General features: G+C 45.1%; 10 protein-coding genes. 4 read left to right on the forward strand and 6 right to left on the reverse strand.

The annotated features are described in order from the left end of the window. Positions 1 to 11: 11 nt before the first annotated feature. The 6 genes from yejF to LYZ37_RS20015 form a co-directional block, all read right to left on the reverse strand. Positions 12 to 1,604 (reverse strand): microcin C ABC transporter ATP-binding protein YejF, encoded by a 1,593-nt coding sequence (gene yejF, locus LYZ37_RS19990; RefSeq protein ID WP_272787310.1) that lies wholly within the window; start codon positions 1,602 to 1,604, stop codon positions 12 to 14. A 2-nt stretch (positions 1,605 to 1,606) separates the two neighbouring features. Beyond that, positions 1,607 to 2,647 (reverse strand): ABC transporter permease, encoded by a 1,041-nt coding sequence (locus LYZ37_RS19995; protein WP_069668155.1) that lies wholly within the window; start codon positions 2,645 to 2,647, stop codon positions 1,607 to 1,609. Next, a complete protein-coding gene (locus LYZ37_RS20000) occupies positions 2,647 to 3,735 on the reverse strand; it encodes a microcin C ABC transporter permease YejB (protein WP_004743357.1) in 1,089 nt (362 codons plus the stop codon). The genes LYZ37_RS19995 and LYZ37_RS20000 overlap by 1 nt, the downstream gene beginning before the upstream one ends. A gap of 11 nt (positions 3,736 to 3,746) precedes the next feature. Then, on the reverse strand, positions 3,747 to 5,561 hold the full coding sequence (locus tag LYZ37_RS20005; protein ID WP_420794641.1) for an extracellular solute-binding protein: 1,815 nt from the start codon (positions 5,559 to 5,561) through the stop codon (positions 3,747 to 3,749). A gap of 167 nt (positions 5,562 to 5,728) precedes the next feature. Beyond that, positions 5,729 to 7,291 (reverse strand): methyl-accepting chemotaxis protein, encoded by a 1,563-nt coding sequence (locus LYZ37_RS20010; RefSeq protein ID WP_272787312.1) that lies wholly within the window; start codon positions 7,289 to 7,291, stop codon positions 5,729 to 5,731. Between the two features lie 191 nt (positions 7,292 to 7,482). After that, positions 7,483 to 8,094 (reverse strand): TetR/AcrR family transcriptional regulator, encoded by a 612-nt coding sequence (locus LYZ37_RS20015; protein ID WP_272787313.1) that lies wholly within the window; start codon positions 8,092 to 8,094, stop codon positions 7,483 to 7,485. Positions 8,095 to 8,684: 590 nt separating this feature from the next. Between LYZ37_RS20015 and ylqF the strand changes: the two genes are divergently transcribed. From ylqF to LYZ37_RS20035, 4 genes are all read left to right on the forward strand, one after another. After that, a complete protein-coding gene (ylqF, locus tag LYZ37_RS20020) occupies positions 8,685 to 9,620 on the forward strand; it encodes a ribosome biogenesis GTPase YlqF (RefSeq protein ID WP_272787314.1) in 936 nt (311 codons plus the stop codon). An 82-nt stretch (positions 9,621 to 9,702) separates the two neighbouring features. After that, positions 9,703 to 10,683: a CobW family GTP-binding protein gene (locus LYZ37_RS20025; RefSeq protein ID WP_272787315.1), complete on the forward strand. Its 981-nt coding sequence runs from the start codon at positions 9,703 to 9,705 to the stop codon at positions 10,681 to 10,683. A gap of 419 nt (positions 10,684 to 11,102) precedes the next feature. After that, entirely contained in the window at positions 11,103 to 12,503 is a 1,401-nt protein-coding gene (gene clcA, locus LYZ37_RS20030) for a H(+)/Cl(-) exchange transporter ClcA (protein WP_171323259.1), read from the forward strand. A 117-nt stretch (positions 12,504 to 12,620) separates the two neighbouring features. Further along, positions 12,621 to 13,595, forward strand: coding sequence for a TDT family transporter (locus tag LYZ37_RS20035; RefSeq protein WP_272787316.1), 975 nt, complete (start codon positions 12,621 to 12,623; stop codon positions 13,593 to 13,595). Positions 13,596 to 13,736 lie beyond the last annotated feature (141 nt).

Consider the following 13,736-nt stretch of genomic DNA (forward strand, 5'->3'; position numbering starts at 1 on the left):
TTTTTATGTGATTACAAAGAGGAAAGATTAACTAGATGCCGCGTATAAGGCTGTTGCGGGCGACTAAACAACTCCTGAGTCTCACCTTGTTCGATGATTTCCCCTTGCTTCATTACGATTGTGTAATGGCACAACGAGCGCACTACATTCAAATCATGACTGATAAACAAATAGGTAAGTTGATACTTTTCTTGGAGTGATTTCAGCAGATCGAGCACTTGCGCTTGCACCGTCCTGTCCAAAGAAGAGGTTGGCTCATCTAACAGAATAAACTCTGGTTTAAGGATTAACGCCCGCGCGATTGCAATACGCTGCCTTTGTCCGCCAGAAAACTCATTTGGGTAGCGATGTCTTGTCTCTGGGTCTAGGTCGACCTCTGCCATAACATCGCAGATTCGTTGGTCTATTTCATCTTCGCTCAGCGTCTGATGTACCCGCAACCCTTCACCAATCACTTGCGCTACCGACATGCGAGGATTCAACGCAGAGAAGGGATCTTGAAACACTACCTGCATCTTGCTTCGATAAGGCAACATACCCTTTCTATCTAAACCTTGAAGCTCGTTGTCTTGATAAGCGATAGAGCCTTCCGATTTGACCAAACGCAGTATTGCCATTCCCGTGGTTGATTTACCCGAACCACTCTCGCCCACCAGACCTATCGAGTGCCCTTTCTTTAACTCAAAGTTCATATTAGTGACGGCTTTAATATGCGATACCACTCGTTTGAAGATACCACCAGTAATTGGGAACCAAACACGTAAGTTACTCACATCAAGTAAAGAGGAAGCTTGCTCACTGATTTTGACAGGCAAGCCCCTTGGGTCTGAGTTAATCAGCTTTTGTGTGTACTCATGGACGGGGGAATTGAATATCTGTTCACAGCTGCCAGTTTCAACCAAACTACCGTTTTGCATCACGGATACACGATCAGCAATTCGTTTTACAATACTCAAGTCATGAGTAATAAACAGCATTGCCATGCCCATTTCTTGTTGTAGCTGCTTTAATAGATCGAGTATCTGAGCCTGTACTGAGACATCCAATGCTGTCGTCGGTTCGTCTGCGATTAACAACTCGGGTTCGTTAATCAGTGCCATGGCAATCATTACCCTTTGCCTCTCTCCCCCAGACAGTTCATGCGGATATGCCATAACTTTGTGTTCAGGGTTACGAATGCCCACCTTACCCAACCACTCAACAGCAAGTGCTTCTGCAGCTCGTTGGCGCATCCCTCTATGGATAGCTAATGTTTCAACCAGTTGTTTGCCTATCTTGTGCAGCGGATTAAGCGAAACCATTGGCTCTTGAAAAATCATGCCGATTCTTCCGCCGCGGATCCCTCTCAACTGGCGCTCTGAACATTCTAGAATATTGATGCCATCAAACTCAATGTTGCCTGAAAGGTAGTGAGAAGAGCCTTGTGGGAGCAGCTTAAGAATCGAGTTGGCTGTTACCGATTTACCAGAGCCACTTTCACCCACTAAGGCAAGCGTCTCACCTTTTTTAATCGAAAGTGATACCTCGTTAGTCACCTGTTCGACTTGCCTCTTACGACCAAACCCGACAGATAAGCCATTAATTGTAAGTACAGTTTCAGACATCGCTATCTTCCTTGGTGGTGAGGGTCAAAGGCATCACGGACTGCTTCACCGATAAACACCAACAAAGTTAACATCACAGAGAGAACAAGGAATGCCGAAAAACCAAGCCATGGCGCTTGCAAGTTGGCTTTACCTTGCGCGAGTAACTCACCCAATGAAGGCGAGCCTGCGGGTAAACCAAAACCTAAGAAGTCTAGGGAAGTTAGTGTTGTTACCGAACCTGAAAGGATAAAAGGCATCATGGTCAGAGACGCAACCATAGCATTGGGCAACATGTGACGCAGCATAATGCGCTTATCTGCCACACCCATCGCCTGCGCGGCACGCACATAATCAAAGTTACGACAGCGTAAGAACTCGGCGCGCACTATCCCAACCAAGCTCATCCAGCTAAATGCCACCATAATCCCGAGCAACCACCAGAAATTGGGCTCGACAAAACTGGATAATATGATGAGCAAGAAAAGTGTCGGCATACCCGACCACACTTCGATAAAGCGTTGACCAAACAAATCTAACCAGCCACCGTAATAACCTTGAGTAGCGCCGACTGCCACACCTATGACACTCGAAACTATGGTTAAAACAAAGCCAAACAGGACCGAAATACGAAAGCCGTAGATGACCCGCGCCAATACGTCTCGGCCTTTGTCATCAGTCCCTAGCCAATTGACATTGTCCGGAGGTGAAGGCACAGCACCGCCGATATTGAAGTTAATGGTATCGTAGCTAAATCGAATTAACGGCCAGACGATGTAACCCTTTTCTTCGATTAACTCGATCACATAAGGATCGGTATAGTCTGCCTCGGTTTCAAACTCACCGCCAAACTCAGTTTCCGCATACTGAGTAGCAATCGGGAAATACCACTGGCTATCAAACTCCACCAGCAACGGTTTGTCATTAGCGATAAGCTCAGCAAACAAGCTAACGATGAACAACAGCCCGAAAATCCACATAGACCAAAAGCCACGCTTGTTGGCTTTAAACCTGAGCCAACGCGCTTCATTAAGAGGATTAGTTCGCTTTTTTTTCAACAACATTAACGCGCCTCAAAATCAATTCGTGGATCTACCCAGGTATAGGTAAGGTCTGAAATTATGCTCAAAATCAGGCCAAGAAGCGTCATGATATAGAGTGAGCTGAACACGACTGGATAGTCGCGTTGTATGGTTGACTCAAAGCCGAGCAGGCCGATCCCTTCTAAAGAGAACATCACCTCAATCAACATTGAGCCAGTGAAGAAGATGCTGATAAACGCAGCTGGAAAGCCTGCGATAATAATCAACATCGCATTGCGGAAAACGTGCTTGTAAAGAATGTCTCGCTCATCAAGTCCTTTTGCTCGCGCGGTAACCACGTATTGCTTGTTGATCTCATCAAGGAAGGAGTTTTTCGTCAGCATACTTAATGTCGCAAAACCGCCTATAACCATGGCGAGGATCGGCAAGGCTAAATGCCAAAAGTAATCGATGATTTGCTGATACCAGTTGAGCTGTTCGAAATTACTTGAGACCAAACCACGCAGCGGGAACCAACTAAAATAGTTACCGCTGGCAAACACAATAATCAGGATGATGGCAAACAAAAAGCCTGGAATCGCATATCCGACGATGACGACTGCGCTAGACCAAATATCAAATCGACTGCCATGATGAATCGCTTTCAAAATCCCCAGTGGAATTGAAATCAGATAGATGATCAACGTACTCCATAAACCAAGGGAGATAGAGACTGGCAATCGCTCAACAATTAGATCAATCACGCTACCGCCCTTGAACAAGCTATCGCCGAAGTTGAAAGTCACATAGTTTTTCAACATATCGAAATAGCGTTCATGGATAGGTTTATCAAAGCCGAACTGCTTTTTAATTTCTTCGACAACTTCTGGGTCTAAGCCTCGCGAGCCTTTATAGCCCGTAGAAGAGGCCTCCTCCACGACAGCCGTGTCAGCTGAGTTACCTCCCCCAGTGAAGCGGCTCATCAAACCAGACTCTAACCCCTCCATTTGCGCAATGGCTTGTTCAACTGGCCCACCCGGAGCCACCTGAATAATGAAGAAGTTAATGGTGATAATCGCCCACAAAGTGGGTATGACTAACAGCAGTCGTCGAAAAATATATGCAGCCATCAATGCCTCAATTAACGTCGTTTTTCTGGAAGCTTGGCAGCTTTCTCTTTAGATACCCACCAAGTATCGACACCTAAGTCATACTCTGGTCGAATATCTGGTCGCTCAAACTTGTCCCATGTCGCGACGCGGTAGTTGCTGTAATGCCACTGAGGAACCATGTAGAAGTTCCACTGAAGCACCCTGTCGAACGCACGCCCTAACGCGAGTAACTTATCAGGGTTCTGCTGATTATCGGCAATCTCTTGAGTCAGGTAATCGACTGCTGGGTCAATGACGCCCGCAGTGTTGTAGGTCGAGTCAATGAACTTTGAGTTCCAAACAATCATTAAGCTAGAGCTAGGATAAGCGTTGGCAAAGAAACGTGAAGAGACCATATCAAAATCGCGATCACGCAGGCGCTTGATGTACTGAGTACGATCCACCGTGCGAAGCTTCATATCAATCCCCATTAACTTAAGATTCTTCTGAAATGGGATCGCGTAAGTTTCTACATTCGGATTAAAGATAAGTAGCTCAAAGCTCATCGCTTCACCGGTTTTGGTGTTGGTCATTACTTTGTTTTTCAGCTCCCATCCAGCCTCTTTAAACAGCTTAAACGCTGTGCGCATTTGGCTACGAATGCGACCCGAGCCATCTGTTTTAGGTGGTTGGTACTCTTCGGTAAATACACGGGGAGGGATCTTATCCTTTATCGGCTCCAATACCGCTTTTTCAGCGTCTGAAGGCAATCCTACTGACTCATAATTTGTGTTCTGAAAGTAACTGCGTGTACGGCTGTTTTCGTTGTAGAAAAGGTTCTTATTCATCCATTCAAAATCGAGTGCGTAGGTAATAGCTTCTCGAACTTTAGGATCTTTAAATACCTCGGTTTGAATATTGAACACAAAACCATTAGCTTGCTGAGGCTGTGAATGGGGGATGACTTCTTTTTTGATGTACCCCTTATCAAAGTTCGAGCCTGTGTATGAGTTCTCCCAGAATTTCGGTTCGCTCTCAATACGGATATCAAACTCACCCGCTTTAAAAGCCTCAAGCATAACCGTGTCATCGCGGTAGTAGTCATATTGAACCTGTTCAAAGTTATTACGACCCACATTCACCGGAAGGTCTTTGGCCCAATAGTCTTTGTCTAATGTATAGGTCACGCTCTGCCCTGGCTTGTAGTCGGTGACCTTATAAGCGCTGCTGCCTACTGGTGGCTCATTGAGGGGTTCAGAGAATTTTTTGTCTTGCCAGAAATGCTTAGGAAGCACACGAGTGGACTGAGCGAAACTAAACAGTTTCTCTCTATCTGGCTCAGACATCTCTATACGTACAACATGATCAGACTTGGCGGTGACAGATTTAATGGCTTTGTAGTAAGAGCGGTACTGAGGTACACCCTCGGTCATGAATTTTTCGAAGGTAAAGGCGACATCATGAGCCGTAATAGGCTCACCATCTTGAAATCGTGCTTTAGGATTAATGTCGAGCTCTAACCACATGAAATCATCTGAATAGCGCGCCTTACTCGCAATCAGCGGATAGTAGGCATCAATCTCATCGCTAGGAGAATACATCAGTGTATCGTAAAGCTGACCGCTTCCTGCTGCTGCCACTCCGCGCGACGCATATCGATTGAAGTTATCGTAAGTCCCCATTTGACCATATGTCACTTTGCCGTATTTGGGCGCATCAGGGTTGACGTAATCGAAGTGAGCAAAATTTTCTGGGTATTTTGCGTTTCCAAACCCAACCAGAGTCGTCGTTTCTATAACGTCGGCGTAAGCCCCAAAGCTTGTACTCGCGGCAATCAATCCACTAAGTACAAAGCGAGACAGCATCTTCATATGCTCTTCCTTCCATGGTCATCCAAGTTAATCTAATAACTATAGTATTAATTAGTATTAATAATTCAACTACTTGGATAAGTATAGGTAGGGAAAGTTCTTTCTGTGAAGCAAAAAAATTCGCCCTCACTAAGTTAGAGGGCGATTTCAATCAGAGCGAATTATGATTTATCTTCAAAGCGTTTAGCTAGTTGATGGAACTCGTCCACCTGCTCTTTAAGCTCATTAGAGTGTTCTTTTACAGCACGAGTTGCCGCGAGATTTTGCTCTGAGGTTGAGGCAATAGATTGAATATGCAAATTCACTTCACTCGACAGTTCACGCTGCTTATTTGCTGAGCTTTCAACCGACTGCATTAAATGATTCATCGACGTCATGAGTTCTTCCACCTCAGACAATTTCTCAGCACTCACACTCGCTACATCGCTACACGCGTTGGTTTGCTCTTGGTTAGCTAAGATATCTTTTTGCCAACTTTCAATAGTGCCCAACATGGCATCAATGCTGTCCTTAATTTGAACGGTCGCATTGGATGTGCGCCCAGAAAGTGCGCGAACTTCATCCGCAACCACAGCAAAGCCTCGGCCTTGTTCACCCGCTCGCGCCGCTTCAATTGCTGCATTAAGGGCCAACAGGTTGGTTTGCTCGGCGATGCCACCGATTTCTTCCATCATCTTACTGACGTTTTGAGCTTGCTCACTCAACTGGTAGGTTGTCTGTGTCGCCTTTTCTGCCTGTACACTTAAGTTAGTTAGGTTGTGATGCGTTTGATTGATGCTCTGTTTTGCACCGGCACAGGTTTTCAACGTCACATCGACTATCTGATGAGCATCTTGCGTGCTCGATGAAACTTCATTGGCGGTCAGCTCAACTTCCTCTGTCGCTTCACGCACTTGCAGAATATCCTTGGTCTGTTGGTCGAGAGCTTCTGTTACTTGATAAGAAGTCGCACTTAAATTGTCGGCAAGATCTTGAAGTGGTTTAGCCGAATCACTCATCCGCCCGAGTACTGTACGGATTCGCGCAGACGACAGCTTGAGGTGGAAGTCGGCGACAGAAAACTTCTTACTTCCCGAAAAGACTAAACGGCTAACGCTGTCATATTCAGTTTGGAGCTTACTAAGTTGTTTTGGCGTATCGATCAGCTCCTGTCTAAACAACGCTAAGATCACCGCGACTGGCGCCAGACTCAGCAGAAAACTCGGTACCCCTTGCAAGCCCATCACGCTAGAGGCTAATGGCGCGCCTAGAGCACCAAGAAGCACCGCATAACGAACCGTGTCACTGATCTTAAGTGACCACGCTCTGCCCGACTTTTCAGCTTTCAGAAGCCCCTTGTAAGCTTTATCTGCGATATCGACCCATTCGCGCTTAGGTTTGACACGTACCGACTGATAACCAACGATTTCGTTATCTTGATAGATGGGAGTGACATACGCATCAACCCAATAGTAACCATTTGACTTAGTACGATTCTTTACGATGCCACGCCACGCCTTTCCTTGCTTTAGGTTTCGCCACATATCAGCGAAAGCAGCCTTCGGCATGTCGCCGTGTCTAACGATATTGTGGTGCTGACCTAACAATTCTTGTTGAGAGTATTCAGCAACACGAGCAAAGGCTTCGTTACTGTAGGTGATCACACCTTTTAGATCGGTGGTAGAAACAAGTTGATCTTGGCTTTCTAATAGCGTTTCACGTGCGGAAGATGGTTGGGCTGACATCAATCTAGTACTTTTGTATTAATTATGTAGCACGGAAATATAAGCAATAAGATAAATTATGACAAAATATAAATTTAACCAAACTGCAAAATTTTGAACTATTTCACTAGTCGATGTACCGACAAGTAGATTTTTGTCCGAACACATATTTAAGTGGTAGCCGTTAGTCAGTTACCACTCAAATCGTTGATCTAGGCTTCTTCAGCTTTTAGAGGCAAATCGGCTGGTAAGTAGGTACCTAGATAAGACTTGGCAACTCGTCTCGCTTCATCTGCGTATTCAGCGGTAATGTCACCGTGTTTCATCTGCGAAACAATAAACACCGTATCGACAAGCTCAACCCAAATAAAGAACACTTCATCTCGCATCGCAAAGTCTGGAACGTCGAAGTAGTGATTGAACATTTCCAAAAGGGCTTTTGCGATTAAACTGTCATTGGAGCGGTCTTTTTGTTTGATAATTGGCGATGTTTTGCCTGAAATAAACAGTTGGCGAGCTGCAGCTTCGCTACGATAGAACTGCATCGCGCGCTCGATTAATATATCGACTATATCGTGCCATTTAGTGACAAGGTCACGTTCAGGTTTTGCACTGAGCAGGCCCAATAGCTCGACGCCATAGTAGCTTGCTAGTTCAGCGTAGAGATCATCGCAGTTTGCATAAAAGTGATACGACGAACTTTTAGGTACACCTGCCGTAGCAGCAATATCAGCGAAAGTCACTTCACTAATGTCGCGCTCGTTAAGAAGTTGCCTTGCGGCTGCGCGCAATTTTTCTCTGCGGATTATGCCTCGATTTTGCATGCGGTACCTTTTCCGTAAATGCCCTCTAACTTGCTATTCTAATTCATTTTTTCTTACATTTAATTTAGAAAGCAGCAAGTCAAATGAAGACACTTACGTTAAGACAAATTCACTCTATTTGCAAAAAGGGCTCAGCCAATTGAGAAGGTTGCCGCGCAATGCCCTATCTCACGTTTAGGATCAAAATGAACAACTTCCTGCGCAGCGCCCACCTCGGCGATAACATCGTGTCAGACTTTCTTAGCGGATAAAAGTCGGTACGGGAACTTTCTGAGCAACAAAAAGAGTTACTGCCGTGGTTCCTCTTAATTCGCGGTATCGTCTATCTTGGTTGGGCTCAAACGCGCAGCGAAACTGATGTCGCTAAAGAGCTGTTCCCACCGGTAGTTGAAGCCGTTACTGAACTTGCAACTATGCTGTTGCCAACAAGTGAAGAAGTCGCGCAAGCGTAAATTGAAAAGTGTTAATAGAAAAAGCGAGCTAATATTAGCTCGCTTAGTCTTCTAGATAGTCTCTAATTTGACTTTACCCTTTACTCTCCCTCAATTCCCCTTACAATTGTGCCAAGTTTGAATTTCAAGGTTAGTTCTATGTCTATCCAATGGTTTCCGGGCCATATGCACAAGGCTCAAAAAGAGATTGCTGAAGCGATCCCTCAAATTGATGTGATTATTGAGGTGCTTGACGCTCGTATCCCTTTTAGTAGCGAAAACCCTATGATTGCTGAGTTAAAGGGTGATAAGCCAGTTGTAAAAGTGCTTAATAAACGCGATCTTGCCGATCCTGAATTGACTCAACTTTGGATTGACCATTTTGAGAAAGAACACAACGTAAAAGCAATTGCTATTACCACCTCTCAGCCACAAGAAGTGCAGAAGATCATGGAGTTGGTTCGCAAACTTGCACCGCACCGTGAAGAAATTGGTAAAAACATTCGCACCATGATCATGGGTATCCCAAATGTGGGTAAATCGACCATTATCAACTCTTTGGCTGGTCGTACTATCGCTGTCACTGGTAACCAACCAGCGGTAACGCGTCGTCAGCAACGCATTAACTTGCAAAATGGTATCGTGCTTTCTGACACACCGGGAATACTGTGGCCGAAAGTTGAAAATCCACACAGTGGGTTCCGCCTTGCTGCCACTGGCGCAGTAAAAGATACCGCGATGGAATATGATGAAGTCGCTTTCTATACGGTTGAGTACCTAGCGAAAGCTTACCCACAACGCTTGCAAGCACGTTATGAGATTGAAGAGCTGCCAGAAAGTGATATCGAGCTAATGGAAGAGATTGGTCGCAGACGCGGTGCATTGCGTTCAGGTGGCCGAGTAGACTTGCATAAGTGTTCGGAAATTCTTCTCCACGAGTTACGTAACGGAATACTTGGACAAATCACGCTTGAGCTACCTGAGATGATTACTCAAGAGCTTATCGAAGTTGAACTAGAAGCAGCGCGAAAAGCAGAAGAGAAAGCGAAGAAGAAAGAAGAACGTCGCAAGCGGTACCTTAAAAACAAACGCTAATTTGACTAAGGGCAGTGATTACACTGCCCTTTTTTGTGGCCTATTGTTATAGTGTAACAAAAAGAGCAAGAGAGTATTTTTGATGAGCATACCAACTAATATCATCACTGGTTTCCTAGGCACGGGTAAAACAACCGCTATCCTTAATCTTCTTAAAGAAAAACCTGAAGGCGAACGCTGGGCAGTGCTCGTCAACGAGTTTGGTGAAATTGGCATCGATGGTGCTATGTTGACCGATCAAGGTGCTCTAATTAAAGAAGTACCTGGCGGCTGCATGTGCTGCGCGGCGGGTGTCCCTATGTCGGTCGCGATTACTGCGCTTTTAAGAACAAACCCAGACAGATTGATTGTTGAGCCAACGGGTTTGGGGCACGCACATAAAGTATTAGCGACACTAACCTCTAGTCAGTTTTCAGACTATATCGATTTAAGAGCGACGATCGGTCTAGTCGACCCTAGAAATCTAACCAAAGAGAAGTACCTGCAAAATCAAAACTTCACTGACCAGCTGGCGATCTCAGATATTGTCATTGGTAACAAAGTCGATCAGTGTCATGTCAGCGATGTTGATGCATTCAATGATTGGGTAACCGATCAAACGCCACCAAAAGTGTTCAGCCAGTTAGTAAAACAGGGCAATTTTCCGATCGAACTATTAGATTCTCCACGCCGTGAGCATTCTGTCGCAACCGAAGTCGCCACGCATCACCATGAGCACGCAGAGTTAGAAACTCAGTTCGCTCTAGCGCCCGATCAAACTTATGTGCGCAAAGAAAACAAAGGCCAAGGTTACTTTAGCTGTGGATGGATTTTTGGTGCGGAAGTGGTTTTCAACTTTGACGAGCTGTTTTCTGTGCTTTCTGATCTCACCGCTGAACGGGTTAAAGGGGTGTTAAATACCACAAATGGTTGTTTTGCTTTCAATGTTAGCAATGGCGTTGTATCGGTCAACGAGATGTCTCTAGAAGGGTTTGAGAGCCGTTTAGAAGTGATCGACAACCAACTACTGCCTTGGGACCAACTGGAAGGTGTTTTAAAACAAATCTCCAATCTCGAACAATAACTCACCCTCCAAACGACAAGAGGCGCACCATTAAGTGCGCCCTATCCCTCGTTACTCAATCGTGAGTTTGCGAATCAGGAGGTCATTATGTTGCGACCTGATAAAAAACGAGGCTTTCAATTTTACGGTTGAATCCATCCAAATTGTAGGTAAGGCGACATTTCCTCCATGCGGGTCGATTCAATTTGCCTTACCTTTTAACTATGGTTCAAATCAGTGATTATGCAAGGTCGTAGCCCCCATGCTTATGCTGATATTGTGATTTTCATCCAGTAATTATCCTCGCAGAATATCAACCTGTCCTTTCATCTCATATTTGAAAATCAATATTCCATTCTTATTGCTATAGTTAGCATTTCTCAGCGGTATAATTCTTACTACACCTATCGATATGCCGATTCAACGGGAGTCCCACTTTCATGACCAAGAGAGAAAAATTTAAGCAATCCTTACTCGCCAAAGTACCCAAGGATGCGGTAAATCAATTTCTCTCAAAGGATAAAACGCCTATATCTGTCTTGGCGCTTTCTTTGGTGGTTGGCATTCTTGCCGGACTGGTCGGCACCTATTTTGAAATCGCGGTTCACTTTGTTTCTGAAACTCGTACGGATTGGTTAAAAAACGAAATCGGTGGCGTGTTACCTCTTTGGTTAGCGGCATTTCTCATTAGTGCCGCTCTTGCTTTCATTGGCTATTACCTCGTTCATCGCTTTGCGCCCGAAGCCGCAGGCTCTGGTATACCAGAGATAGAAGGTGCGATGGATGGAATCCGCCCAGTTCGTTGGTGGCGCGTCATTCCGGTTAAATTCTTTGGTGGTATGGGCGCACTTGGCTCGGGTATGGTTTTAGGTCGCGAAGGACCGACAGTACAAATGGGCGGCGCTATTGGGCGCATGGTGACTGATATCTTCAAAGTTAAAGATGATGATACTCGCCACTCGCTGCTTGCATCAGGTGCTGCAGGCGGTTTAGCAGCAGCATTCAATGCTCCGCTGGCAGGCATCATGTTTGTTGTCGAAGAGATGCGCCCTCAGTTTCGCTACTCCTTGATCTCTATTCGAGCAGTAATCATTTCGGCTATCTCCGCCAACATTGTCTTTCGCTACATTAACGGTCAACACGCGGTGATCACCATGCCGCAGTATGAAGCGCCCGAGCTTCCTACTCTGTGGCTGTTTCTTCTTTTAGGTGCCCTATTTGGGATATTTGGTGTCGTCTTCAACCAGCTCGTCACTCTATCTCAAGATCTGTTTGTGAAACTTCATCGCAACGACAGAAAACGTTACTTGATCACTGGATCTTTAATCGGTGGCTGCTTTGGAATCATGTTGCTCTATTTCCCTTCCGTTACCGGTGGCGGGATCGGTCTCATCCCAACGATTACCAACGGGGGCTATAGCGCGCAAATACTTCTCCTGCTATTTGTTGCTCGTATTGCTACCACACTTATCTGTTTTGGTTCTGGTGCTCCGGGCGGTATCTTTGCTCCGATGTTGGCTTTAGGCACTTTATTCGGTTATGCGTTTGGCTTGATTGCACAGGGTCTTTTACCGGATCTCAATATTACTCCCGGCATGTTTGCCATTGCTGGAATGGGGGCTTTGTTTGCGGCTACTGTTCGCGCTCCGATAACCGGAATCTTGTTAGTTATAGAGATGACCAATAACTATTACCTTATACTTCCTCTCATCATTACCAGTTTAGGCGCGGTGATTTTTGCACAACTGCTTGGTGGACAGCCAATCTATAGTCAACTGCTTCATCGAACCCTAAAAAATGAGAAGTTGAGACAGAAAGATCTCCCATCAGATACCGAATGAGATTTGCGTCGCAACCGTTTGGCTTGCTATGATCGCGGCAATTAACCCCGCATCAGTAAAAGATATCGGCAATTTCCTAAATCTAGGATTGCCGAAAGCCGTATAAGGAAAACGTCGTTGAACTGGAGACGCTTTACTCAATTTCAGAGTGTCCCGCCTTCACAGGCCTCATTAGCATTAGGTGTTATCGGACTCGGCCATGCATGGGCACTCTATGTCCCAGAAGTTGGCGAGGTCATTAGACCTTATCTCGCTGGCTTAGGCGCAATTCTGCTGTTTCCCGTGCTAGTTAAATATCTAACTAGTTACAGCACCTTTATGAACGACATCCGCCACCCACTGAGCGGTAGCCTAATGGCACCAATGAGCATGGCACTGCTGATCCTATGCGACTATTTAGCCGTAATTTCACCGATTATTGCCTACCCATTATGGTTTGCCGCATTGCTCTTGCACCTAACCATGATGCTCTTATTCTTCACATTTCAGTTGAAGAACTTCAAGATGAGCAACATTGTACCAAGTTGGTTTCTTTATCCAGTTGGCGTCATTAGCAGCTCTCTCGCAGGTACTCAATTTGGTCACACGGTATTCTCTGAGACCTTGGTGAGTATTTGCATCACCATCTATTTCTTTATGCTGCCATTGGTACTTTATAGACTGGTATTTGAGGGAATGTTACCTAAAAGAGCTAAGCCCACACTGGCAATCATGGCTGCACCAATAAACCTCACGTTAGCCACCTATTTGGTCAACTTTGAGCAGCCAGATCCTATCTTAACTGGCGCTCTAGCAGGTATTGCCATCACCATGACATTGCTTATTTACCTTTGCTATATAAGATTGATGAGGCTGCAATTTCAACCATCAATCGCTGCAGTGACCTTCCCGTCAGTTATCAGCGCTATTGCCATGCATCGCCTCACGTCATTTTTTGCCGAAAATCACCCGCATTGGCATTGGTTACATAACTTTGGACTGATTGAGTTATCGGTAGCAACAGGTTTAGTCGCTTGGGTTGCTGCAGGGTATTTAAAAATGTATTGGCCGGAAGTTTTTACTTCGGAGATAAAACAAACTCGTAATAATTAAAGTGTGAGAGACAAGTAATTAACGAATTATTTATTAAGATAAATCCCCGTCAGGGTAATTATTCTTAGTCAATATACCATTGATTATAATTTTATCTGTTAGTATACGCAAGAAAATCACATTTTATATTAGATTTATTAT

This window comes from Vibrio tubiashii (assembly GCF_028551255.1).
GTDB lineage: Bacteria > Pseudomonadota > Gammaproteobacteria > Enterobacterales > Vibrionaceae > Vibrio > Vibrio tubiashii_B.